Below are 23,324 nucleotides of genomic sequence, written 5' to 3'. Positions count from 1 at the left end.
ATTACGATAACTGTTATTCCTTGTATCCTATTTTGCAATGCGCGAAAAGACGGTGCTGCACCCACCCCGGAACGAACATGTCATGCGCCGCTTTCTGCCCGATACTTTTCTGATCTTGCTGTTGTCCACGGTCGCGCTTGCGTCCGTCGTGCCAGCGACCGGGACGTTCGCGAGATGGTTCGCGATCGCGACCAATTTTGCCGTGGCGCTTCTGTTCTTCCTGCATGGTGCGAGGCTCTCGCGTGATGTGGTTGTTGCCGGCCTGATGCATTGGCGCCTGCACCTGGTGATTCTTCTGACGACATTTGGCCTGTTCCCGCTGCTGGGCCTGGCGCTTGGCTATCTGCCTGTTTCGATCCTGCCCAAGCCGCTCTATCTCGGCATTCTGTTTCTCTGTGTCCTGCCCTCGACGGTGCAGTCCTCGATCGCGTTCACCTCGATGGCCGGTGGAAATGTCCCTGCCGCCATCTGCTCGGCATCCGCCTCCAACATCTTCGGCATGTTCCTGACACCCTTGCTCGTTGGGCTGCTCTTCTCCATCGGTGGTCATGGCGGATTTTCGTGGGATGCGGTGGGGCAGATCCTCGTGCAACTGCTCCTGCCTTTTGCGCTCGGACAATTGCTGGAGCCCAAGATCGGCAACTGGATACGCTCTCGCAAGACATTGCTGATGCCTGTCGATCGTGGCTCGATCCTGATGGTGGTCTATCTGGCCTTCAGCACGGCCATCGCCGAGGGGCTGTGGCACATGTTCTCGCTGCGCGACATCGCCGTGGTCGTCGTCGCCGACATGGTGTTGCTTGGCCTGGTGCTTCTGTTCACGACCTATGGCAGTCGGCTTCTCGGCTTCCACAAGGCCGACCAGATCACGATCACTTTCTGCGGCTCGAAGAAGAGCCTGGCGAGCGGTGTGCCGATGGCGAACGTCATCTTTGCCGGCCAGGGCGTCGGCGCGATCGTTCTGCCGCTGATGCTTTTCCACCAGATACAGCTCATGGTCTGCGCCATGATCGCCCAGAAATATGCCAGGGCGGCAAACCGGTCCGCCGTGCTGCAAGCCGAGCCGACGGCCTCGGTGGCTTAGTTGGGTTGCGCATATCTAGGTGAGCTGTCCGGCGGCTTCTAAAATCAGCTGGGTGATCTCTTGTGGATGGGAGATCAGCGACAGATGGCTTGCCTTCACCTCGATGATCTTTGCTTTCATGCGCTTTGCCATGAAGCGTTCGAGATCCGGGTTGATCGTGCGATCCTCTGTCGAGACGGCATACCAGCTTGGTTTCGAGCGCCAGGCGGCTTGCGTCGTCTTTCCGGAGAAGAGCCTGTCCGAGATCGGACCCTGCACGGCATAGAGGATGCGCGCCTTCTCGAGAGGAATGCCGCCAGCGAAATCCCGTAGAAAAGCCTCCTCGCTGAGCTTGCCATAGCCTTCGGACCAGACAAGCCCCGCCGAGGCGGGCGGCGCCGCGAAAGTCCTGGCGAGCGCCGTGTAGTCTTCACCCGCATCCGGAGCGCGAGCCGCCACGTAGACAAGCGAAGAAACTTTTGGATCCATCCCAGCCTCAGTGATGATCATGCCGGCAAAGGAGTGTCCGACCAGAATCGTCGGTCCATCTTGGAGCGCGATCGCACGGTGCGTTGCGTCGATGCCCGCTTGCAAGGTGGTCAGCGGGTGCTGGACGACAGTCGCCTTGAGGCCGGCCTGCTGCAGCCGGCCAACCACTTCCGACCAGCACGAGCCGTCCGCATAAGCGCCATGGACCAGGACGACATTGCGTATCTTGACGCCTGTCTGCGCTCGCGCCTTGGCGGAGCCGGCCAATATGCTCGTCGCCACCCCGGCGACGAGCGCGGTGGAGAAAGTACGCCTGTTGATCATGATCGTGGATTCCTTGAGAGGTTGGCAGGTTCGCGTCGAAGCTTCGACTTGCCGAACCTTCGACTTGCCAAACCTTCGACTTGGAAGTGCCGCAAGATGCTGGCGCGGCGCTCACATCCAGACTTCGCAGCCTGCCCGGCCTTCGTTACCACCGTCACCGCTTCGTGATCGCTTGCCGCGGACAACGTCGTTCACGTGAACCTTCCTGAGCCTGTCTACACAGTCGACCGGCCATTTGGATGTATGGCCGTCCACCCCGGCGCCACCCTATTTCGTCTCGGGCAGTCCGGGCTCCGTCTCGTCCATCATCTGCTTGACGGCATCGGCCGACCTGCTCATCCCCGCGTCGTCGATGGCCCAACCCGCGAAGCGTTCCAGCAGGGCGGCGAACGTTACCAGGTCCTGCTCATCCCATTGCGCCAGTGCGCCAGCGAAGATGCGCCATTTGGTCTGACGCACCGCCGTCACCAGGCGCTCGCTCTTGGCGGTGGGTCTGAGGCAAATGCGTCGGGCGTCGAGTTGCGATGCGACGCGGAAGGCGTAGCCACGCTCGACGAGATCGGCAGAGATGCGGCTGGCGCGGGAGGGGTCGATCCCCATGCGCTCGGCGATGATGCCGACCGTCACCTCGTCCTGCGCAGTGTCGCTGACGACCGCATTGAGCGCGATAATCGCGTCGAGATGGCTCACTTCCAGCGAGGGATCGACGCGGGCCAGGATCAAACGACCGAAGTCCCGGCGCTGGACCGAACGGCGCACCTTGGTCATCACCGCATCGATGGCGGCGACGGCCCCGGCTGCCGCTTCGGACATGCCATTGCTGCGCGCCAGGTCGGCGAGGTCCTGATCGCCTTGTGTCTGGCAATGGGCTGAAAATCGGTCGGCGCTGCCCGGCCCGGTATCGTTGGTGTTCATGCCACAGCGCGCTAGCAAGAATACATGCTGATGTCAATTGCATGCCAATAGCATATAATTGATGTTGACATATATCTGCTGCAGGCACATAAACCGCGCCCAAACGTCGGAGACATCCATGAGCCTTGACTCAACCCTTCCAGATGCCGCGCCCGTGGAGGCCGGGGCCCGGCCCGATCTCACGACGCTGATCGTCTATTTCGGCGCGCTGATCGCCATGTTCATGGCCACCATCGACATGCAGATCGTCGTCACCGCCTTGCCCACCATCGCCGGCGAACTGGGCAATCTGCATCTGTTCGGCTGGGTCGGCGCCGCCTATCTGCTCTCGACCGCTGCTGTCGCGCCCTTCTACGGCAAGCTCGGCGATATGTATGGCCGCAAGAATGTGGTGTTGACGGCGATCACCTTGTTCCTGTTGGGCTCGCTGGTCTGCGGCATGGCATGGTCGATGGAGAGCCTGATCGCGGCGCGCGTCCTGCAAGGTATAGGCGGCGGCGGCCTGATGGTCTCGGCCTTCGCCATGATCGGCGAACTGTTCGGACCGCGCGACCGTGCCAAGTACCAAGGCTACAGTTCGGCGGTGTTCGCGCTGTCGTCGGTGCTCGGCCCGTTGGCGGGCGGCTATATCACCAGTCTGTTCGGCTGGCGCTGGGTGTTCCTGGTCAACCTGCCGATCGGCATCGTCGTGCTTGCGGTGATCGGCTTCGCCATGCGCAGTCGGTTCAACGAAAAGAAGCACCGCGTCGACTATCTCGGCGGCTTGCTGCTGGCCATCGGCACCACGGCAATCGTCTATTGGGGCTATCATGTGCTCGACCCCGCCGGGCCGGATCTGCTCACCTTCGCGCTGCCGGTGATCGCGGTGGCGGCAATCGCCTCGTTCATCATGGTCGAGCGGCGGGCCGAAGAGCCGATCGTGCCCTTGCGGCTGTTCGACGTTTCGACGGTCCGTATCGTCTCGGGCGTGTCGCTGGTTGCCGGCTCGGTGACGCTGGGCATGTTCTTCTATTTCGCGCTCTACATGCAGACGCTCACGGGCCTCAGCCCCGCAGAAGTCGGCTTCCTGTTCCTGCCGGCTTCCGTGACCTCGATGGTCGTCTCGATACTGGCCGGACGGGTGATTGCCGCAACCGGTCGCTACAAATGGATGCCGGTGGTGGCGATGGGTATTGGCGGGCTGCTGATGATTGGCTTTGTTTTCATCAACTCGCACACGCCGATCTGGGTGCTGGCGACGATGATGGCTGTATTCGGCATCAGCATGGGCCTGCAGTTCCAGGTACTGATGGTGGCGATCCAGGCTGCCGCACCGCTGCAGGACATCGGCGCGGTGACCTCTCTGATTACGCAGTCGCGGACCATCGGGGCATCGCTGGGGCTGGCGCTGAATGGCGCGGTGATGACCTGGGCGCTGAACCGGCAGACTTCAGAACTGCCCGCCGACGCCGCCGCCCTGTTGCCGGATGGCCTGACCGGACTGACCCCGCATCTGGCATCGAGCCTGCCGGTCGCAATCCGCGATGTTGTGCTCGGCCACTATTCGAGTGGCTTCAACGTGATGTTCATCTGGGTGGCAGCGCTCTACTTCGTCGCGATGGCACTGACGCTTTTGCTCGAGGACATACAGATCCCGAAGCGCGGCTGAGCCGGGCAGGCAGCCGCCAGTTCGATCGCCTCAAAGCGACGGGAGAACACTTCGGATGTGGCCCGCAAAGGCCTCGACCGCAGGCGATCGCTCCGAGTTGGCAAAGGCGATCAGAATGCCCAGGCGAGGCAGCTGAGGAAGCGGCGCGTTCAGAATATGGAGGTCGGGCGGGACCGCCTCCTTGGTCATCACGCTGATGGCCAGACCGGACCGCGCGACGGCAATCAATCCGGCAAGGCTGTTGCTGGCATAGGATATCTTGTAGCGCAGCCCGGCACCGGCCATGGCTTCACAAGCCGCCTTGTGGTCCACGGCGTTCGACGCCGACAAAGCCAGCGGAACGGTGTCGCCAAAATCGTAGAGCTCCAGCGACGGCTTGCTGCCCACCCACACCAGCGATTCCGTACGCACGATATCCTGCGTCTGGTTTGCATTCGGCGCGGAAACAAGCGCGAGGTCGATCTGGCGTCCGTTGAGAAGCGTTCGCAATTCGACCGTCGGCGCCGAAACGACCTTGATCTCGACATCGGGGTACATGGTTCCAAAACTCTTCAGGAGCGCGGGAAAGAACGCACTCAGATAATCTTCGGGACTGCCGAAAAGGATCGAGCCGTGCAGGCCTTTGTCGGAAAGCGCCGATATAGCCTCGTCGTGGATTTTAAGAATGCGCTCGGCATAGGCCAGGAAGCGCTCACCGCTGCCGGTCAAGCGCACCCCGCTGCCGCTGCGATGAAACAGGCTCTGGCCGAGAGCCTCCTCGAGCCGCTGGATCTGCATGGTCACCGCTGATTGCGTGCGTCCGACCTGTACCGCTGTCGCGCTCAACGTGCCCGAATGGGCAGCACGAACGAAGGTCGCCAGCAGCCTGAGGTCGAGTGGTCCCTGCATATCAATTCCGTTGATATCGGAATCCGATTACTATCAATTTTACTGCATCCGCACCATCGGCTAACTTCCGCCTGAACACTTGGCGGAGCAGCAGCATGTCGAAAAATTCGGATCGTCAATTCTGGGACGCGGCGCAAAAGCATCTCATCCGCTATGGCGGCACGTTCGAGCCCGCCATCATCGAGCGCGCCGCGGGTTCGTTCGTCTATGATGCGGACGACCGGCCCATCCTCGATTTCACCTCCGGCCAGATGAGCGCACTGCTCGGGCATAGCCATCCCAGGATTGTCTCGACGGTCAGCCGCCAGGTCGAAAAGGTCGCGCATCTGTTCAGCGGCATGCTGTCGCGTCCGGTGGTCGAGCTTGCGCAACGCCTTGCAGCGCTGGCGCCCGGTCTCGATCGGGTGCTGCTGCTTTCGACCGGCGCCGAGTCAAACGAAGCGGCCATCCGGATGGCGAAGTTGGTGACTGGCAAACATGAGATCGTCGCCTTCTCAAAGAGCTGGCACGGCATGACAGGTGCCGCCGCGTCGGCAACCTACAGCGCAGGCCGCAAGGGCTATGGACCCGCGGCGGTAGGCTCGCTCGCCATTCCCGCACCCAACAGTTTCCGGCCGCGCTTCAAGCATGCCGACGGCTCGTTGGACTGGCTTACCGAACTCAACGATGCGTTCGACCTGATCGACAGCCAGTCAACGGGAAGCCTGGCTGCCTTTGTCGCCGAGCCGATCCTGTCGAGTGGCGGCATATTGGAGCTGCCGCACGGCTATCTGGCGGCGCTCAAGCAAAAGTGCCACGAGCGCGGCATGCTGCTTATCCTCGACGAAGCGCAGACCGGCATCGGCCGCACGGGCGATATGTTCGCCTTTCAAAGGGATGGCGTCACCCCCGATATACTCACACTGTCCAAGACCATCGGCGCGGGGCTGCCGCTGTCGGCCGTGATGACGACAGCTGAAATCGAGGAGGCGGCGCACGCCAATGGCTTCCTGTTCTACACCACGCATGTCTCCGATCCGCTGCCGGCGGCCGTGGGCCTCGCCGTGCTCGATGTGGTCGAGGAAGAAAAGCTCGTCGAGCGGACACGGTATCTCGGTGCGAAACTGTTCGACGGACTGTCGCGACTGAAGCAGCGCTATGAGTGTGTCGGCGACGTGCGCGGCCGTGGCCTTCTGCTCGGGGTCGAGATCGTCAACGGCAAGGGCAGGGAGCCCGACAACCAGCTTGGCGCCCGGATTGCGGCGGAAGCGTTCCGCCGCGGCCTGAGCATGAACATCGTCAAGCTTCCCGGTATGGGCGGCGTGTTCCGCATTGCTCCACCGCTGACGATTTCCGAAGAGGAACTCGACCTCGGCTTGCGGGTCATTTCGGACTCGATCGAAGGGGGGCTCGCGGCAAGTGCGGGCCTTTCCGGCATCGCCGCCGAGTGACGGGCATGGCGATGGCTGCGATGGTGGCCAACAACTTTATCGCACTGGCACGCAAATTCTCCAGGTCGGCGGTGTAGTGCTGGCCATTGGTCTCTTGGCGCATTGCCGACTTCCCATGGAAGCGGCCAGGTCTGCCGCCGCCAGGACAGGTCTTGCGACCGGACACCGTCGTGGCGCGATAAAGGATAGTACGCATTGACCTTCCCCTTCACTGAAGCCACTCCGATCCAGTTTCAAGCGCCGTTGCCGAAGACCTCGGAAGTCGTGATCATCGGAGGCGGCGTCATCGGTGTGACCACGGCGCTGTTCCTGGCGCGGCGCAACATCTCGGTCACCTTGCTGGAGAAGGGACGCATCGCCGCCGAGCAATCCTCGCGCAACTGGGGCTGGATCCGGCAGCAGGGCCGCGACGCCGACGAACTGCCGATCGTCATCGAAGCGCAACGCCTCTGGCGCCAACTGGCCCAGGAATGCGGCGAGGACATCGGGCTGAAGCAGACGGGCGTCACCTATCTTGCGCACACCTAGAAGGAGATGGCCGGTTTCGCCAGGTTCCTGAAGATCGCTGAGGCTTACGGCGTCGACACGCGTCTGCTTGATCAAGGCGAGACCGCCAGGCTGATCCCGGCCATGTCGCGCCCCTTCAAGGGCGCGATGACCACGCCATCGGATATGCGCGCCGAGCCCTGGGTGGCGGTGCCCGCACTTGCCCGCCTGGCCGCCCGGCAAGGCGCCACCATCATCGAGAATTGCGCCGCACGCATGCTTGATGTCTCGGCGGGACGCATCAGCGGCGTCTGGACCGAGCAAGGGCGCATCGCCACGTCGAGCGTTCTCGTCGCCAGCGGCGCGTGGACGTCCCTGTTCCTGCACGCGCATGGCATCTCGATCCCTCAACTCAGTGTCAGAACAACCGTCGCCGCGACCGCGCCGCTGCCGGAAATCTACGCCGGCGCTGCCGCGGACGAACACATCGCGTTTCGGCGCAGGCAAGATGGCGGCTATACGCTGGCGGCGGGAGGCAGCCACGTGCTCTATGTCGGGCCGGATGCCTTGCGCCACGCGCCGAAGTATCTTCCTGCACTCAAGGCAAATCCCCTTGGCACGCGCTACCGGCCGGTCGCGCCGCGTGGCTACCCGGACAGCTGGTCGACCCCGCGCAAATGGGACGCGGACAAGGAAACCCCGTTCGAACGGATGCGCATTCTCAATCCAGCCCCCGAGGCCAAGGCCCTTCGCGCCATCGACCGCGAATTCAAGCGGCTTTTCCCGCAATTCGAGACTGTACCGCTCAAGGCGAGTTGGGCGGGCATGATCGATGCGATGCCGGATGTCGTGCCCGTCGTCGATCGCGCAGCAGCGATCCCGGGCCTCGTCATCGCGACCGGCATGAGCGGTCACGGCTTCGGCATCGGCCCTGGCATGGGCCGCATCCTGTCCGATCTGATCCAGGGCAACGAGACCGGGCACAATCTCCAAAGGTTCCGTCTCTCCCGTTTCAGCGACGGCAGTCCGACCCGGTTGGGACCCTCGCTTTAGATGATCCCGCCTTGGCACGGACCATGGCGAGAGCAGGTGAGCAACCCGGCCCCGGAACCCATTCGATTTCAGCGAAGCGGACAGATGTCCACGAGCAAGAGGAGATCAAGACATGACCTGGACAGGCGTTTTTCCCGCGGTCACCACCAAGATGCAGGCATCGGGATCCATCGATATCGAGGCCACGCAGTCAAGCATTGATCGCCTTATAAAGAACGGCGTTTCGGGCGTCATCGTCCTGCCCATGCTGGGCGAGAACGCGACGCTGACGCAGCAAGAACGCGACGCCGTCGTCACCGTCGCCTGCGAGGTTGTCGCGGGCAGGGTGCCGCTTCTGTCAGGTCTGGCCGAACTGTCGACCGACAATGCCATTGCCGCGGCCCGCAACTATCAGAAGCTTGGCGCGCAAGGCCTGATGACCTTTCCAAGTCTTGCCTACCGTACGGATCGCCGTGAAACGGTCGCATGGTACAAGGCCGTTGCCGAGGCGAGCGACCTGCGGGTGATGATTTACAACAACCCCATTGCCTACAAGGTTGATGTCGACGTCGAAACATTGAAGGCTTTGGTCGACGTGCCCGGTATCGTCGCTATCAAGGAAGAGACAGGCGACATCCGGCGCGTGACCGACCTGTTCAACGCCTTTGGCGACCGCTTCGACATCTTCTGCGGCGTCGACGATCTTATCCTGGAAAGCCTGGCGCTCGGCGTCGTCGGCTGGGTGTCCGGCATGACCAATGCATGGCCGGCGGAATGCGTGGCGCTCTTCAATGAGGCCAGGGCTGGAAACTTCAAGGCCGCATTGCCGCTGTACAGGTTGTTGACGCCAGCTTTCCATCTCGACACCGACGTGAAGCTGGTTCAGTACATCAAGCTTGCCGAACATCTCGTCTACGGCGCGCCCGAATTCGTGCGCAAGCCACGCCTGGAGATCGAAGGCAGTGAGCGTGCGTCGGTTGAGAAAGTCATCAGGGCCACGATCGCCGATCTGGGCAAACGGGTTTGAAGCAGCGCCTGCTGAACTTTGCTCTCAACTATCATGTCGAGCGCCACCGGCCGGCGCGGGAATTCCAGGAGGGCGTATCCAATGTCGACTGAGACGAACACCCGCATCGTGCTTGCGTCGCGGCCGCAGGGCCGGCCGAAGCCAGGCGACTTCCGCGTCGAGTCCGTGGCGATCGCCGAGCCGGGCGAGGGCGAACTGCTGCTCCAGATCCTCTATCTGTCGCTTGATCCCTACATGCGCGGCCGCATGAACGCCGCAAAATCCTATGCCAAGCCGGTCGAGGTCGGCGGGGTGATGGAAGGCGGCACCGTCGCGCGCGTCGTCAGATCCCGCCATGCCGATTTTGCTGAAGGCGATATCGTGCTGTCCCACTCGGGATGGCAGGGTTTCGCACTGTCCGATGGGGTCGGGCTGCGCAAGCTCGACCCTGCCGCGGCGCCGATCACGACCGCGCTCGGTGTGCTGGGTATGCCGGGCTTCACCGCCTATGCCGGCTTGCTGACGATCGGACAGCCAAAGGCTGGTGAGACGGTGGTCGTGGCGGCTGCCAGCGGCGCGGTCGGCTCGGCCGTTGGCCAGATCGCACGCATCAAGGGCGCGCGTGCCGTTGGCATCGCCGGCGGCGCTGGCAAATGCGCCTTCGTGCGGCAGGAGCTCGGCTTCGACGCTGTCGTCGACCACCGGGCCGACGATTTCGCCGAGCAGTTGAAGGCTGCCTGCCCTGATGGCATCGACGTCTATTTCGAGAATGTCGGCGGTCCTGTCTGGGATGCGGGGTTTCCCCTGCTGAACGAGTTCGCGCGTGTCCCTGTCTGCGGGTTGATCGCGCAATACAACACCATCGCGATATCAGGCGCCGACCGGCTGCCGACGTTGATGCAGCAAGTGCTCCACCGCAGCCTGACGATAAGGGGCTTCATCCAGCGCGAATTTGTCGACCAGCGTCCGGCCTTCTATCGTGAGATGGCCGGATGGATCGCGTCAGGGCAGGTCCGCTACCGGGAAGACATCGTGGATGGCTTGCAGAATGCGCCGCAAGCCTTCCTCGGCCTTCTCGACGGCAAGAACTTCGGCAAGCTCATCGTGCGGGTCGCGCAATAATAGCGTCTCGCAAAAATCAGTCGGGCTGGCGGTCCGCCGCCGGGCGCCGTCCGTCGATCCACAGCGCAAGTAAGGTGCAGGCAGCACCCGACAGCAGATAGGCGCCGGCGGCGATGAGGCCGAAATTGCCGGCCAGCAGCAGCGCAGCGAGCGGCGCGAAGCCGGCGCCAAACATCCAGGCCAGATCCGAGGTTATGGCCGAGCCAGTGTAGCGATACTGGCGGGAAAAGCTCGAGGCGACGACGCCCGATGATTGTCCGAAACTCAACCCCAGCAGGATGAAGCCGAGCACCATGAACAGCGCTTCGCCGACAGCGCCGCCATCCAGAAGCTGCGGGGCAAAGCCGCTGAAGGTGGCGATGGCGATCGCCGAACCGCCGAGTAGTGCACGCCGTCCGACGCGATCGGCCAGCGGCCCCGACGCGACGATGGCCGCAATGCCGAACAGCGCGCTCACTGCCTCGATCACCAGGAAGCGCGCGGGCCCCTCATCGGTGAACAGGAACACCCAGGACAGCGGAAACACCGTCACCATGTGGAACAGGGCGAAACTCGCCAGTGGCGCGAAGGCGCCGATGACGACGTTGCGGCCTTCGGCTTTGATCGTGTCCCTTATGCGCGTCGGCTGCAGGTCGCCGCTTTCGTACAATTTCGAGAATTCGGGCGTCACGACAATGCGCAGCCGGGCAAACAGCGCCACGACATTGATGGCGAAGGCAACGAAGAAGGGATAGCGCCAGCCCCACGCAAGGAAGTCGTCGGCCGACAGATTGGCGACGAAGAAGGCGAAGAGAGCGGCTGCCACGATGAGGCCGATCGGCGCGCCCAGCTGCGGGATCATGGCATAGAAGCCGCGCCGGTTTTCCGGCGCGTTCAACGCCAGCAGCGAAGGCAGCCCGTCCCATGTTCCGCCGAGCGCCAGACCCTGTCCGATGCGGGCAAGCGCGAGAAGCCAGATCGCCACCGCACCGATGTCGCCATAGGCCGGCAGAAACGCGATGGCGACGGTCGACGTGCCAAGCAGGAACAGCGCGATCGTCAGTTTGGCGCCGCGGCCATAGGCGCGATCGATGGCCATGAACAGAACCGAGCCGAACGGGCGCGCGACGAAGGCGAGCGCGAAGATGGAGAAGGAATACAGCGTCCCGACGAGTGGATCGTGCGTCGGAAATATGAGCTTGGGAAACACGATGACGGACGCAATCGCATAGACGAAGAAGTCGAAGAATTCCGACGTCCTGCCCACGATCACGCCGACCGCGATATCGCCGGCGCTGACCTGGCCATGATGCGAGCCGATCAGCTCGCTGTTGGTTTCGGCAGTCGAAGTCTGAGCCATCTTATCCGTCGCCACCGCGTGGAATGAAGTGTCCGGGATCCAATTCTGGGGTTTCCCAGAGGTTCCATTGTGCACTGCAAACTGCGCCAAAGCCATGCCGGCTGGGCATTGGACAAATTGTCCAATGTTGCCGCGGCGCCGCGAGCAGTAGCCCTTGATGCCGCACTGCAACATGAACGGTTGCGGTGGTCCATTGAGGGCAGCGTTTAATGAAACGATTTGGAGCCTTGCTTCTGTTTCCTCTGGCCGGGCTGCTCAGCGGCTGCGATCTGGTCGTGCTTGCGCCCGCCGGCGATGTCGCGCTCCAGCAGCGTGACCTGCTCGTGGTCTCGACCGTGCTGATGCTGATCATCATCGTGCCCGTCATGGCGCTGACTGTCTTCTTCGCCTGGCGCTACCGGCATTCCAACCCGTCGGCGACCTACGCGCCGGACTGGGATCATTCCACGAAACTGGAGTTGGTGATCTGGGCAGCGCCCCTGCTTATCATCATATGCCTTGGCGCGCTGACCTGGCTCGGCACGCATCTGCTCGACCCCTACCGCCGCATCGACCGCATCGAGCCCGGCCAGCCGGTCACAGCGCTGCACAAGCCGCTGCGGGTCGAGGTCGTGGCGCTCGACTGGAAGTGGCTCTTCATCTATCCGGACTATGGCATCGCCTCCGTCAACGAGCTGGCGGCGCCGGTCAACCAGCCGATCGACTTCCGCATCACCTCCTCGGCGGTGATGAACTCCTTCTACATTCCAGCCCTGGCCGGGCAGATCTATGCAATGCCGGCGATGGAGACCAAGCTACACGCCGTTATCAACCGGCCGGGCACGTATGTAGGCTTCTCAGCCAATTACAGCGGCGCCGGCTTTTCGGGCATGCGCTTCGCCTTCCACGGCCTGTCCGACCAGGCTTTCGACCAGTGGGTGGCGCAGACCAGGACCGCGTCGGCGGCGCTGAACCGTGACAGCTATCTCGAACTCGAAAAGCCGAGCGAGAACGAGCCGGTCCGCCACTACGCCTCTGTCGATCCCGACCTCTACGGCGCCATTCTCAATCTGTGCGTCGAGCGCGGCAAGATGTGCATGAACGAGATGATGTCGATCGACGCCAAGGGCGGCCTCGGTCTTGCGGGTGTCCGCAACACGCTGCCGCTGCAATACGACAAGCTCGCCCGGCGCGGCGCGGTGTTCGGCAACGATCCGTCCTATGTCGCCAGCATCTGCACGGCTGAGGAAGCGGCTGCCGCGACGCGCGCGGCCAGCAACGCCACGCCGACGGATTGGCCGGCCAGGAATCTTCCCCGCTGCGCGGGGCCGGGCTGCTGAGGCCAGGCACCGAGAGCCGCCGCGCCGAGGCGGATGCGCCATCGCTCGGCCTGCTGCGGCAAGAATTGTGAGAGACAGCCAATGCCCGATACGCTGACCAGATTCATCTTCGGCCGTCTCACCTTGGACTCGCTGCCGCTGCACGAGCCGATCGTCGTTGCCACCTTCGCCGCGGTGGCGCTCGGCGGCGTAGCCCTTCTCGGCGTCATCACCTATTTCAAGCTCTGGGGTTACCTCTGGCGCGAGTGGTTCACCAGCGTCGACCACAAGAAGATCGGCATCATGTACATGGTGCTCGGCCTCGTCATGCTGCTGCGCGGCTTTTCGGACGCCATCATGATGCGCCTGCAGCAGGCCATCGCCTTCAACGGTTCCGAGGGCTACCTCAATTCGCATCACTATGACCAGATCTTCACCGCGCACGGCGTGATCATGATCTTCTTCGTGGCGATGCCCTTCGTCACCGGGCTGATGAACTTCGTCGTGCCGCTGCAGATCGGCGCGCGTGACGTCTCCTTCCCCTTCCTCAACAATTTCAGCTTCTGGATGACGGTCGGCGGCGCCATCCTGGTCATGGCGTCGCTGTTTGTCGGCGAATTCGCCCGCACCGGCTGGCTCGCCTATCCGCCGCTCTCCGGCATCGGCTACAGTCCCGACGTCGGCGTCGATTATTACATCTGGGCGTTGCAGGTGGCGGGTGTCGGCACCACGCTGTCGGGCATCAACCTGATCTGCACCATCATCAAGATGCGCGCGCCCGGCATGACGATGATGCGTATGCCTGTCTTCACCTGGACGTCGCTGTGCACCAATGTGCTGATCGTGGCGTCCTTCCCGGTGCTGACGGCGGTGCTCTCGCTGCTGGCGCTCGACCGCTATGTCGGCACCAATTTCTTCACCAACGATTTCGGCGGCAACCCGATGATGTATGTGAACCTCATCTGGATATGGGGTCGCCCGGAAGTTTACATCCTCATCCTGCCGCTGTTCGGCGTCTTTTCCGAGGTTACCTCGACCTTCTCCGGCAAGCGCCTGTTCGGCTACACCTCGATGGTCTACGCCACGGTGGTCATCACCATCCTGTCCTATCTGGTCTGGCTGCACCACTTCTTCACCATGGGCTCCGGCGCCAGCGTCAATTCCTTCTTCGGCATCACCACGATGATCATTTCGATCCCGACCGGGGCGAAGATCTTCAACTGGCTGTTCACGATGTATCGCGGCCGCATCCGCTTCGAACTGCCGATGATGTGGACGATGGCCTTCATGCTCACCTTCACCGTCGGCGGCATGACCGGCGTGCTGCTTGCCGTGCCGCCGGCGGACTTCGTCCTGCACAACAGCCTGTTCCTGATCGCGCATTTCCACAATGTCATCATCGGCGGCGTGCTGTTCGGCCTGTTTGCCGGCATCGCCTACTGGTGGCCCAAGGCCTTCGGGTTCAAGCTCGATCCGTTCTGGGGCAAGGTCTCGTTCTGGTTCTGGGTGGTCGGCTTCTGGTTCGCCTTCATGCCGCTCTATGTCCTCGGCCTGATGGGCGTGACGCGCCGCATGCGCGTCTTCGACGACCCATCGCTGCAGATCTGGTTCATCATCGCTGCCTTCGGCGCGGTGCTGATTGCCTTCGGCATTGCCGCTTTCCTGGTCCAGATCTACGTCTCCATCCGCAAGCGCGAGGCCCTGACGGATCCGACCGGCGATCCTTGGGACGGCCGCACGCTCGAATGGTCGACCTCCTCGCCGCCGCCCGCCTACAACTTCGCCTTCACGCCGGTCGTGCGCGACAACGATGCCTGGTGGGACATGAAGAAGGCCGGCTACAGCAGGCCGCTCTCCGGCTTCAAGCCGATCCACATGCCGAGCAACACCGGCACCGGTGTCATCTTGGCCGCCTTTAGCGTGGCTCTCGGCTTCGGCCTGATCTGGTACATCTGGTGGCTGGCGGCGCTGAGCTTCGTCTGCCTGATCGCCACCGCGATCGGCCACACCTTCAACTATATCAGAGACTTCCACATTCCGACTGCCGAGGTCACGCAGACGGAGGAGGCGAGGACGACGCTCCTCGCTGCCCAGGGCTAGGGTTTGAGCATGGCTTCGACAGCAACCACGGCCGGCACCGAACCGGTCTTCCACCTGGAAGAAGAGCATGCGCACGCCGAAGGCAGCAGCACCATGCTCGGCTTCTGGCTCTATCTGATGAGCGACTGCCTGATCTTCGCCATGCTGTTCGCGGCCTATGGCGTGCTCGGCGGCAATTACGCGGCGGGGCCGGCGCCGAAGGACCTGTTCGACCTCGACTTGGTGGCGGTCAACACCGCCATGCTGCTGTTCTCCTCGATCACCTATGGCTTTGCCATGCTGACCATGGACAAGGGCCGCGTCGCGGCAACGCAAGCCTGGCTTGCGGTGACCGCCCTGTTCGGTCTGGCCTTCCTGTCGATCGAGCTCTACGAGTTCTCCCACATGATCCATGAAGGTGCCACGCCGCAGCGCAGCGCTTTCCTGTCATCCTTCTTCACTTTGGTCGGCACGCACGGCCTGCACGTCACCTTCGGCCTCGTCTGGCTGGTGACGCTGATGACGCAGGTTGCCCGGTTCGGCCTTATCGAGGCCAACCGCCGTCGGCTGATGTGCCTCTCGATGTTCTGGCATTTCCTCGACGTCGTCTGGATCGGCGTCTTCACCTTCGTCTACCTGATGGGGATGTTGCGATGAGCGCTCATGATCATGCCGAGGGTCACGGCGACGCCCATGGCGGAGCCGCGCATGGGTCGTTCAGGGGCTACCTGATCGGCTTCGTGCTGTCGGTGATACTGACGGCCATCCCATTCTGGCTGGTCATGAGCGGCGCCATCGACGACAAGCAGGCCACGGCCATCGTCGTCATGGCTTTCGCGGTGGTGCAGATCGTCGTCCACATGGTCTTCTTCCTGCATATGAACACCGCCTCCGAGGGCGGATGGTCGATGCTGGCGCTGATCTTTACACTGATCCTGGTCGTCATCGTGCTGACCGGCTCGCTCTGGGTGATGTACCATCTCAACGCCAACATGATGCCAGGGCTTCACGACATGCGCGAGATGCCGTGAGCCCGGCGCCGGGCGCGGGGAGGACCAGTATCGAGGCACGGATCGGGCGGGCCGGGATTGGCTTGCCCGCCGCGCCAGGAAAGGACGCCGGCAGATCGCCCGCGTCGCGTATGTTCCTCCGCCTGCTCGGGCTCCTCGGCGTGCTGGTGTTTCTTGGCCTCGGCATATGGCAGCTGGAAAGGCGGGTCTGGAAGCTCGATCTGATCGCCCGCGTTGACCAACGCATCCATGCCCCCGTTGTCGATGCGCCTGGCCCACTGAACTGGAGCGGCATGACCGCCGCCGGTGACGAATACCGCCATGTGCGATTGGCCGGGCGCTTTCTGGGCGGCGCCAATACGCTGGTGCAAGCGGTGACGGAGCTTGGCGGCGGCTATTGGGTGCTGACGCCGATGCAAACAGATCGCGGCTTCGTCGTACTGGTCAACCGCGGCTTCATTCCCCAGGAGCGCAAGCCTGAGTTCGAGCGGGAGAGCGATGGCATCTCGTCGCCGGCCGTCATTGACGGGTTGTTGCGCATCAGCGAGCCCGGTGGCGGCTTCCTGCGCAACAACGATGCCGCGGGCAATCGCTGGTATTCACGGGACGTCGCCGCCATCGCAACCGCGCGCGGTCAGACGGATGTCGCGCCCTATTTCGTCGATGCGGAGGCATCCGGCGACTGGCCGCGTGGCGGCCTGACTGTCGTGACTTTCCGCAACAGCCACCTCGTCTATGCTTTGACCTGGTTCACGCTCGCTGCGATGCTCGCCGCAGCCTTGGCCGCGCCGATGATCGACCGCCGTCGGCGGCAAGGACCGGCAAGATGAGCGTCACGACTTCAGCGCCTGGCTACGACAAATCCTTCGCGGCAACATCTCTTGCGGGCAAGGGCAGCGGAGTCACCAATCCCGACGCCGCGAACAGGAAGAACCTGCTCCTGCTCATCCAACTGCGTTGGCTGGCGGTGGCGGGTCAGGTGCTTACCATTCTGGTGACGGAATACTGGTTCGATATCCCGCTGCCGCTGCCGGAAATGGCCGGCGTCGTGCTTTTCCTGGTCGGGCTGAACATCTTCAGCCTGCTGGCTTCGCGTGGCCAGCGCCCGATCAGCAACGCGCAGCTGTTCGTGGCGCTCATTTTCGACATGGCGGCACTGACCACACAGCTCTACCTGAGCGGCGGTTCCTCGAATCCGTTCGTATCGCTCTATCTCCTGCAGATCACGCTTGGCGCCGCGCTGCTGACACCCTGGTCCACCTGGATCCTGGTGGCGGCCGCTTCGGCCTGCTTCGTCTTCCTCACCTTCCAGTTCCAGCCGATCGCGGTCCCGCATCACGGCGGCAGCGACCTGTTGGCCCTGCATATCAGGGGCATGTTCATCTGCTTCGTGCTGGCGGCGGGCCTGATCGTCATCTTCATGACACGCATCAACCGCAATCTGCGTGAGCGCGACGCCTATCTCGCCGATCTGCGCCAGCGCTCGGCCGAGGAAGACCACATCGTGCGTATGGGCCTGCTGGCCTCGGGTGCCGCGCATGAACTGGGCACGCCGCTTTCGACCATATCGGTCATCCTGTCCGACTGGCGCCAGATGCGCAGCGTCTCGCGCAACCGCGAGCTGGCCGGGGACGTGGCCGAAATGCAGGCGCAGATCGAGCGCTGCAAGAGCATCGTTTCGGGCATCCTGATGTCTTCGGGGCAGGCGCGGGGCGAAGGCACCATCCGCACCAGCATCCGCCATTTCCTCGACGATCTGGTCCAGGAGTGGCGCACCAGCCGCCAGCCGCTCAATCTGGAGTACGTGAACGATTTCGAACCCGATGAGCAGATCGTCTCCGACACGGCGCTGAAGCAGGTCATCTTCAACGTCTTCGACAATGCCCAGGAAGCATCGCCCGATTGGGTAGGCGTCACCGCCGAGCGGCAGGGCGAGAAACTGGTGATTGCCGTGCGCGACCGCGGGCCGGGTTTCGACGAGGGTATTCTGGCTGCACTTGGCCAGCCCTATATGTCGAGCAAGGGACGGCCGGGCGGTGGCCTTGGCCTTTTCCTCGTCGTCAACGTGGTCCGAAAGCTCGGCGGCGACTTTTCGGCGCGTAACATGGAAGAGGGCGCCTGTGTTACGCTTTCACTGCCGCTCGCGGCGCTGACCGATGGAGATGATCATGAGGCCTGATCGATCCCTGTTTATCGTCGAGGACGACGCCACCTTCGCGAAGACGCTGAAGCGCTCCTTCGAGAAGCGCGACTACGACGTCATGGTCTGCCACGGCAGGGAAGATTTGGTTCGTGCCCTCGAAACGGCCGTTCCGGCATACGCCGTCGTCGATCTCAAGCTTGGCGCCGGTGGCTCCGGGCTGGAATGCGTCAAATTGCTCAGCGCCCGCAATGCGTCGATGAGAATCGTCGTGCTGACCGGCTTTGCCAGCATCGCCACCGCGGTCGAGGCGATCAAGCTTGGCGCATGTCACTATTTGGCCAAGCCCGCCAACACCGATGACATCGAAGCCGCCTTCGGCCGCGCCGAGGGCGATGTTTCGGTCTCGCTGACGACCCGTCCCACCTCGATCAAGAATCTCGAATGGGAGCGCATCCACGAAACGCTCGTCGAGACCGGCTTCAACATCTCCGAAACGGCGCGCCGGCTGGGCCTGCACCGGCGCACTCTGGCCCGCAAGCTCGAGAAACGCGTGGTGCGGTAGCCGCAAGGGCTGCGCCCATTATCAGGCGAAATCGATTTGGTCCCTCGGCCAATTCGAGCGGGAGCATTCAAAGCTTTCCTGCGTGGCCTGGGATGCCTATCTGTGTGGACAGACACCGGAACAGGCAACGGATTTGGCGCAACGATCGGGCAGTGCGGATCTTCCACTTCATGGCGGGCGCGTGCCGAAATGGCTGGGCGACCGCATGACGCGCCTTGGCGCCGTCATGTGCGAGGCGATCATCCATCATTATGGCCGCAACGAATTGCTGCGGCGGCTGGCGCATCCGTTCTGGTTCCAGTCCTTCGGCGCCGTCATGGGCATGGACTGGCACTCCTCCGGCATCACCACCAGCGTCGTCGGCGCCTTGAAACGGGGTCTGACGCCGCTCTCTGGCGAACTCGGCATTCACGTCTGCGGCGGCCGTGGCGCGCATTCGCGCAAGACGCCGCATGAGCTGACCGCCATTGGCGAGCGGATCGGCTTCGACGGACAGCACCTCGCAACCGTCAGCCGGCTGGTCGCCAAGGTCGACAGCGCCGCCGTTCAGGATGGCTTCGACCTCTATCTGCACGGCTTCATCGTCACCGACGATGGCGACTGGGTGGTGGTGCAGCAAGGCATGAACGGCGACAGCAAGGTGGCACGCCGCTACCATTGGCTGTCCGAAGGTCTGAAGAGTTTCGTCGATCAGCCGCATGCCGCCATCGAAGGCGCCAACCAGGGCGAGATCGTCAACCTGACCGACCGCCGTGCCGAGGCCTCGCGCCAGGGACAGCTAGACCTGCTCCAGGACCTTGGGCCGGACCGTATCCTGCAGGAATTCGCTGCTTTGCATCCCAACACCGCCCCAGCTCCGGAGCAGCCACTGCTGCCGCATCTGGTCATGCCGGCTCACCACGATGTGCGCGAAAGCGATGTCATCATGCGTCGCCTGCATGGAAACATGGCGGCCGCCGCCGAGCGTGGCCCGGCGGATTTTTCCGAGCTTCTGCTGGTTCCCGGCGTGGGCGCGCGCACGGTGCGCGCACTGGCCCTCGTTGCCGAAGTGGTGCATGGCGCGCCGTGCCGGTTTTCCGATCCGGGCCGTTTCTCGCTCGCCCATGGCGGCAAGGACAGGCACCCGTTCCCCGTTCCGCTCAAGGTCTATGACGAGACGATCGGCGTGCTGAAATCGGCCGTGCAGAAGGCCAGGCTCGGCCGCGAAGAGGAAATCGGTGCGTTGAAGCGGCTTGACGATCAGTCGCGGCAGGTCGAGCGATACGTCACTGGCCCCAGCCTGAAGGAAATTGTCGCCGGAGAATTCGACCAGTCGCATTTGCTCGGCGGCCGCAGTGTCTTTGGCTGGGAACCGGCGCCGGACCACTCACCCGCGGAGCTGAACAAGAAGGCCTGACAGGCCGACCTTGATCCTACACGTCATGCCACGCGACGGTAGCTGTAACGGTCGCGGATGAATTCATTGAAGAAGCGGCCCTTCGAGGATGCTTTCATGAAAGCTGCGTAGGTTGCCGGGGCGACGTCAGCATAGTCATAACGATTGCCGCTCGGCACAAACCAGACGGAGAGGGTCCTGGTTCCGGGATCGTATTGTGTGTTTCGGATCGCGGTCGATGGCATGTTGGCACCTGACGGCTCAGCCAGATAAATTCGCCAGCCCAAGGTCCGGTTCCCTGCCGTTGCTCGTCGCCGCTATCTGTCAGGTCTGGAAGCACGGGTCCGTATTGCCTTGTGGTCCGGCCTTCACCATCTAGCTGGGATGTCGTCGCTCAAATCGAAAGCCACCGCCCCCGCTCTGGCATTCCAGCAGGATTTGTTTGGCGATGCCGAGGAGTTGCCTGAAGGCTTCGCCTACCAAGCCGAATTGATCACGCCGCAGGAAGAGACCGAACTCGCCCGGCATCTTGAAGAGCTGCCTTTCCAGGCGTTCGATTTCCATGGCCATCTGGCAAACCGGCGCGTCGTCGGGTTCGGCCTGCGCTACGATTATGAGCGGCGCGAAGTGGTCGAGGCGGCGCCGATTCCAGACTTCCTGCTGCCTCTACGCGCGAAGGTCGCGGCCTTTGCGCACCGGCCTGCCGAGACGTTTGCTCAGGTGCTGATCAATGAATACCGGCCCGGCGCCGGTATCGGCTGGCATCGCGACAAGCCGCATTTCGAGGATATCGTTGGTGTCTCCCTGATGGCGCCCTGCAGCTTTCGGCTGCGGCGAAAGAGCGGTGACAAATGGGAGCGCCGGACCATCGCCGTCGAGTCAAGGTCGGCCTATCTCATGACTGGCCCTTCGCGCACCGAATGGGAGCACAGCATCCCGCCGCTTGCCGAGCATCGCTATTCGATCACCTTGCGGACGCTGCGCTCCCAAAACCCCTGAGCATCATGCCGCGTGTGAAGGCCGGGCTGACCGTCACGCGTCTACTTCACGCCGATGCCGGCGGTCAGACCGCCGTCGATCTTGTAGTCGGCGCCTGTGCAGAAGCCGGCCTTCGAGGAACACAGAAAGGCGATGAGTTCCGCCACTTCCTCCGGCTCGCCGATGCGGCCCAAGGGATGCGCCGCGCCGAAGCGCCTGTAGGCTTCTTCGACATCGGCATCGCTGCCATTGTCGCCACGCGCGGCCTTCTCCAGGATCGGTGTGCGGATTGAGCCCGGGCTCACTGAATTCACCCTTATGCCTGATGCCGCGTAGTCGAGCGCTAGCGAGCGCGTCAGCGTATGGATGGCGCCCTTGGTCGTGGCATAGGCGGCGACGTTCTGCTGGCAGGCGAAGCCTTGCACCGAAGCGACGTTGACGATGGCGCCGCCACCGCGCCTGATCATTTCCGGGATGCCAAAATGCGCGGTCAGGTAAATCGAGCCGACATTGACCGTCATCGCCCGGTTCCAGGTTTCCCAGTCGGTCGTCGTCGCGGTTCCGTAGGGATGCACCGCGGCGGAATTGACGATGACGTCGATGCCGCCGAATTTCGCGACACCGGCCGCGACCGCGTCGCGAACCTGGTCAGAGACCGAGACGTCAACTGTCTGCACCAGCGCATCCGCCCCGGCCTCGGCAAGGTTTTCCTGCATGGCGGTATTGGCGGCCCGGTCGATGCCGCAGGCGATGATCGCGGCACCCCCCTGCGCCAGCCGTCTTGCGGTGGCGAGTGCGATGCCGGTTGTCCCCGTTACCAATGCCACCTTGCCATCAAAATCTTTCATCGTGGGAGCTCCTCATGCGCTGTCGAAAACCTGGTTCCGAGTTTGACACTCATCGTAGTCAAACAATAGGTTGCCGGTCTCTCGCAAAAAGGAAAGCGGCAATGGAACAGTGCTGGCGCTGGTATGGTCCGGATGATCCGGTGACACTCGATCATGTCAGACAGGCTGGTGCCACGGGCGTGGTTTCTGCGCTCCATCATATCTACGATGGCAGGGCCTGGCCCGAGGCCGATGTGCTCGAACGCAAGCGTATCATCGAGGCCGCCGGCCTGACATGGTCGGTCGTCGAAAGCATCCCGGTCCACAATTCTTTCAAGATCGGCGCGCCCGAACGCGAGCGTTATGCCGGCTACTATCGCGACAGCATCCGCGCGCTCGCCAAAGCAGGCATCAAGACGGTCTGCTACAATTTCATGCCGGTGGTGGACTGGACGCGCACCGATCTTATGCATCGCCTGCCGACAACCGGCTACGCCCTGCGCTTCGATGCCATTGATTTTGCCGCCTATGACCTATTCGTGCTGCAGCGCAAGAACGGCGCCGCCAGCTACACGCCGGCGCGTATCGCCGAGGCCGAGACGCGGCTGAAGGCGCTGACACCGGAGCAGGTCGACCAGATCGAGCGCAACCTCATCGCCGGCCTGCCGGCAACCGAGCGCAAATATGACCGCGACAGTTTCCGCGAGGCTTTGGCGGAATATGATGGGATCGGGCCCAAGGAATTGCGTGACAACCTCGCCTGGTTCCTGCGCGAGATCATTCCAGCGGCCGAAGAGGAAGGGGTGCGCATGTGCATCCATCCAGACGACCCGCCCTTTTCGCTCTATGGCCTGCCGCGCGTCGTGTCGACCGCGCAGGATGCGCGTTTCATCCTCGAAGCGGTCGACAGCCCGGCCAATGGCCTGACCTTCTGCACCGGCTCCTACGGTACGCGCGCCGACAACGACATCGTCGCCATGGTCAAGGAATTCGCCGACCGCATCCATTTCGTCCATCTGCGCAACATCACCATCGAGGAGGACGGCTCGTTCTACGAAGCCGAGCATCTCGAGGGCGGCACCGACATGGCGCATGTCATCCTCGCTCTGATGCAAGAGGAGAAGCGCCGGCGCAGCGAAGGCCGCGCCGACTGGCGCATTCCGATGCGGCCGGACCATGGGCATCTGCTCGCCGACGATATCGGCAAGAAGAAGATCAATCCCGGCTACTCGCTGATCGGCCGGCTGAAGGGTCTCGCCGAATTGCGTGGCATCATGCGCGCCGTGGAGAAGTTCGGACTGGCCTGATAG

20 protein-coding genes and 2 pseudogenes are annotated in these 23,324 nt (G+C 62.9%); 16 read left to right on the top strand and 6 right to left on the bottom strand.

Annotated elements, in window-relative coordinates:
• The first annotated feature begins 37 nt into the window (after positions 1–37).
• Positions 38–1,084 (top strand): bile acid:sodium symporter family protein, encoded by a 1,047-nt coding sequence (locus ACZYHG_RS00705; protein WP_464612097.1) that lies wholly within the window; start codon positions 38–40, stop codon positions 1,082–1,084.
• 15 nt (positions 1,085–1,099) lie between these two features.
• On the opposite strand, the gene ACZYHG_RS00700 is transcribed toward ACZYHG_RS00705, so the two are convergent.
• Both ACZYHG_RS00700 and ACZYHG_RS00695 read right to left on the bottom strand, forming a co-directional pair.
• Entirely contained in the window at positions 1,100–1,879 is a 780-nt protein-coding gene (locus tag ACZYHG_RS00700) for an alpha/beta hydrolase (RefSeq protein ID WP_464614842.1), read from the bottom strand.
• 264 nt (positions 1,880–2,143) lie between these two features.
• Complete coding sequence (locus tag ACZYHG_RS00695; protein ID WP_464612096.1) at positions 2,144–2,791, bottom strand: MarR family winged helix-turn-helix transcriptional regulator; 648 nt, start codon at positions 2,789–2,791, stop codon at positions 2,144–2,146.
• A gap of 118 nt (positions 2,792–2,909) precedes the next feature.
• Here ACZYHG_RS00695 and ACZYHG_RS00690 point away from each other — a divergent pair, with 118 nt between their 5' ends.
• Complete coding sequence (locus tag ACZYHG_RS00690; protein ID WP_464612095.1) at positions 2,910–4,439, top strand: MDR family MFS transporter; 1,530 nt, start codon at positions 2,910–2,912, stop codon at positions 4,437–4,439.
• Between the two features lie 30 nt (positions 4,440–4,469).
• Here the strand turns inward: ACZYHG_RS00690 and ACZYHG_RS00685 are convergent, their stop codons facing one another.
• The gene (locus ACZYHG_RS00685) at positions 4,470–5,327 is read right to left on the bottom strand and encodes a LysR family transcriptional regulator (RefSeq protein WP_464612094.1); all 858 of its coding nucleotides are present in this window, start codon (positions 5,325–5,327) and stop codon (positions 4,470–4,472) included.
• A gap of 95 nt (positions 5,328–5,422) precedes the next feature.
• Here ACZYHG_RS00685 and ACZYHG_RS00680 point away from each other — a divergent pair, with 95 nt between their 5' ends.
• From ACZYHG_RS00680 to ACZYHG_RS00665, 4 genes and pseudogenes are all read left to right on the top strand, one after another.
• On the top strand, positions 5,423–6,757 hold the full coding sequence (locus ACZYHG_RS00680; RefSeq protein ID WP_464612093.1) for an aspartate aminotransferase family protein: 1,335 nt from the start codon (positions 5,423–5,425) through the stop codon (positions 6,755–6,757).
• Positions 6,758–6,952: 195 nt separating this feature from the next.
• A pseudogene (locus tag ACZYHG_RS00675) lies at positions 6,953–8,296 on the top strand (NAD(P)/FAD-dependent oxidoreductase).
• A 112-nt stretch (positions 8,297–8,408) separates the two neighbouring features.
• Entirely contained in the window at positions 8,409–9,302 is an 894-nt protein-coding gene (locus tag ACZYHG_RS00670) for a dihydrodipicolinate synthase family protein (RefSeq protein WP_464612092.1), read from the top strand.
• An 81-nt stretch (positions 9,303–9,383) separates the two neighbouring features.
• Complete coding sequence (locus ACZYHG_RS00665) at positions 9,384–10,403, top strand: NADP-dependent oxidoreductase (protein WP_464612091.1); 1,020 nt, start codon at positions 9,384–9,386, stop codon at positions 10,401–10,403.
• Between the two features lie 16 nt (positions 10,404–10,419).
• Here ACZYHG_RS00665 and ACZYHG_RS00660 read toward each other — a convergent pair whose 3' ends face one another.
• Positions 10,420–11,742, bottom strand: a complete 1,323-nt coding sequence (locus ACZYHG_RS00660; RefSeq protein WP_464612090.1) for an MFS transporter — start codon at positions 11,740–11,742, stop codon at positions 10,420–10,422.
• A gap of 209 nt (positions 11,743–11,951) precedes the next feature.
• Here ACZYHG_RS00660 and cyoA point away from each other — a divergent pair.
• The 8 genes and pseudogenes from cyoA to ACZYHG_RS00620 all read left to right on the top strand — a co-directional run bounded on the left by cyoA (position 11,952) and on the right by ACZYHG_RS00620 (position 20,230).
• A pseudogene (cyoA, locus tag ACZYHG_RS00655) lies at positions 11,952–13,132 on the top strand (ubiquinol oxidase subunit II).
• Between the two features lie 10 nt (positions 13,133–13,142).
• Positions 13,143–15,140: a cytochrome o ubiquinol oxidase subunit I gene (gene cyoB / locus ACZYHG_RS00650; protein ID WP_464612089.1), complete on the top strand. Its 1,998-nt coding sequence runs from the start codon at positions 13,143–13,145 to the stop codon at positions 15,138–15,140.
• A gap of 9 nt (positions 15,141–15,149) precedes the next feature.
• On the top strand, positions 15,150–15,776 hold the full coding sequence (gene cyoC, locus ACZYHG_RS00645) for a cytochrome o ubiquinol oxidase subunit III (protein WP_464612088.1): 627 nt from the start codon (positions 15,150–15,152) through the stop codon (positions 15,774–15,776).
• Positions 15,773–16,150 (top strand): cytochrome o ubiquinol oxidase subunit IV, encoded by a 378-nt coding sequence (gene cyoD, locus ACZYHG_RS00640; RefSeq protein ID WP_464612087.1) that lies wholly within the window; start codon positions 15,773–15,775, stop codon positions 16,148–16,150. The genes cyoC and cyoD overlap by 4 nt, the downstream gene beginning before the upstream one ends.
• Positions 16,151–16,260: 110 nt before the next feature.
• On the top strand, positions 16,261–16,959 hold the full coding sequence (locus ACZYHG_RS00635; protein WP_464612086.1) for an SURF1 family protein: 699 nt from the start codon (positions 16,261–16,263) through the stop codon (positions 16,957–16,959).
• Complete coding sequence (locus ACZYHG_RS00630; RefSeq protein WP_464612085.1) at positions 16,956–18,308, top strand: ATP-binding protein; 1,353 nt, start codon at positions 16,956–16,958, stop codon at positions 18,306–18,308. Before ACZYHG_RS00635 ends, ACZYHG_RS00630 begins: the two co-directional genes overlap by 4 nt.
• Positions 18,298–18,834 carry a response regulator transcription factor gene (locus ACZYHG_RS00625; RefSeq protein WP_464612084.1) on the top strand — a complete coding sequence of 179 codons (537 nt, stop codon included), beginning with the start codon at positions 18,298–18,300 and terminating at the stop codon, positions 18,832–18,834. Before ACZYHG_RS00630 ends, ACZYHG_RS00625 begins: the two co-directional genes overlap by 11 nt.
• A 133-nt stretch (positions 18,835–18,967) precedes the next feature.
• A complete protein-coding gene (locus tag ACZYHG_RS00620) occupies positions 18,968–20,230 on the top strand; it encodes a DUF763 domain-containing protein (RefSeq protein WP_464612083.1) in 1,263 nt (420 codons plus the stop codon).
• A gap of 23 nt (positions 20,231–20,253) precedes the next feature.
• Here ACZYHG_RS00620 and ACZYHG_RS00615 read toward each other — a convergent pair whose 3' ends face one another.
• Positions 20,254–20,496 carry a KTSC domain-containing protein gene (locus ACZYHG_RS00615; protein ID WP_464612082.1) on the bottom strand — a complete coding sequence of 81 codons (243 nt, stop codon included), beginning with the start codon at positions 20,494–20,496 and terminating at the stop codon, positions 20,254–20,256.
• Positions 20,497–20,593: 97 nt separating this feature from the next.
• On the opposite strand from ACZYHG_RS00615, the gene ACZYHG_RS00610 reads away from it, so the two are divergent.
• Positions 20,594–21,208 carry an alpha-ketoglutarate-dependent dioxygenase AlkB gene (locus ACZYHG_RS00610; RefSeq protein ID WP_464612081.1) on the top strand — a complete coding sequence of 205 codons (615 nt, stop codon included), beginning with the start codon at positions 20,594–20,596 and terminating at the stop codon, positions 21,206–21,208.
• A 41-nt stretch (positions 21,209–21,249) separates the two neighbouring features.
• Here ACZYHG_RS00610 and ACZYHG_RS00605 read toward each other — a convergent pair whose 3' ends face one another.
• Complete coding sequence (locus ACZYHG_RS00605) at positions 21,250–22,035, bottom strand: SDR family NAD(P)-dependent oxidoreductase (RefSeq protein ID WP_464612080.1); 786 nt, start codon at positions 22,033–22,035, stop codon at positions 21,250–21,252.
• A 101-nt stretch (positions 22,036–22,136) separates the two neighbouring features.
• Between ACZYHG_RS00605 and uxuA the strand changes: the two genes are divergently transcribed.
• Complete coding sequence (gene uxuA / locus ACZYHG_RS00600; RefSeq protein WP_464612079.1) at positions 22,137–23,321, top strand: mannonate dehydratase; 1,185 nt, start codon at positions 22,137–22,139, stop codon at positions 23,319–23,321.
• Positions 23,322–23,324: the final 3 nt, after the last annotated feature.

The organism is Mesorhizobium subarcticum (assembly GCF_055456085.1).
This window is presented reverse-complemented; position numbering and strand designations above follow the sequence as displayed.

Excerpts from the sequence above, each read along its gene's own strand:
- ACZYHG_RS00665 (WP_464612091.1), top strand. The coding sequence starts at position 9,384 with ATGTCGACTGAGACGAACACCCGCATCGTGCTTGCGTCGCGGCCGCAG.
- cyoD (WP_464612087.1), top strand. The coding sequence starts at position 15,773 with ATGAGCGCTCATGATCATGCCGAGGGTCACGGCGACGCCCATGGCGGA.
- ACZYHG_RS00610 (WP_464612081.1), top strand. The coding sequence starts at position 20,594 with ATGTCGTCGCTCAAATCGAAAGCCACCGCCCCCGCTCTGGCATTCCAG.
- ACZYHG_RS00690 (WP_464612095.1), top strand. The coding sequence starts at position 2,910 with ATGAGCCTTGACTCAACCCTTCCAGATGCCGCGCCCGTGGAGGCCGGG.
- ACZYHG_RS00695 (WP_464612096.1), bottom strand. The coding sequence starts at position 2,791 with ATGAACACCAACGATACCGGGCCGGGCAGCGCCGACCGATTTTCAGCC.
- ACZYHG_RS00705 (WP_464612097.1), top strand. The coding sequence starts at position 38 with ATGCGCGAAAAGACGGTGCTGCACCCACCCCGGAACGAACATGTCATG.
- ACZYHG_RS00605 (WP_464612080.1), bottom strand. The coding sequence starts at position 22,035 with ATGAAAGATTTTGATGGCAAGGTGGCATTGGTAACGGGGACAACCGGC.
- ACZYHG_RS00670 (WP_464612092.1), top strand. The coding sequence starts at position 8,409 with ATGACCTGGACAGGCGTTTTTCCCGCGGTCACCACCAAGATGCAGGCA.
- cyoB (WP_464612089.1), top strand. The coding sequence starts at position 13,143 with ATGCCCGATACGCTGACCAGATTCATCTTCGGCCGTCTCACCTTGGAC.
- cyoC (WP_464612088.1), top strand. The coding sequence starts at position 15,150 with ATGGCTTCGACAGCAACCACGGCCGGCACCGAACCGGTCTTCCACCTG.
- ACZYHG_RS00630 (WP_464612085.1), top strand. The coding sequence starts at position 16,956 with ATGAGCGTCACGACTTCAGCGCCTGGCTACGACAAATCCTTCGCGGCA.
- ACZYHG_RS00685 (WP_464612094.1), bottom strand. The coding sequence starts at position 5,327 with ATGCAGGGACCACTCGACCTCAGGCTGCTGGCGACCTTCGTTCGTGCT.
- ACZYHG_RS00660 (WP_464612090.1), bottom strand. The coding sequence starts at position 11,742 with ATGGCTCAGACTTCGACTGCCGAAACCAACAGCGAGCTGATCGGCTCG.
- ACZYHG_RS00680 (WP_464612093.1), top strand. The coding sequence starts at position 5,423 with ATGTCGAAAAATTCGGATCGTCAATTCTGGGACGCGGCGCAAAAGCAT.
- uxuA (WP_464612079.1), top strand. The coding sequence starts at position 22,137 with ATGGAACAGTGCTGGCGCTGGTATGGTCCGGATGATCCGGTGACACTC.
- ACZYHG_RS00635 (WP_464612086.1), top strand. The coding sequence starts at position 16,261 with ATGTTCCTCCGCCTGCTCGGGCTCCTCGGCGTGCTGGTGTTTCTTGGC.
- ACZYHG_RS00625 (WP_464612084.1), top strand. The coding sequence starts at position 18,298 with ATGAGGCCTGATCGATCCCTGTTTATCGTCGAGGACGACGCCACCTTC.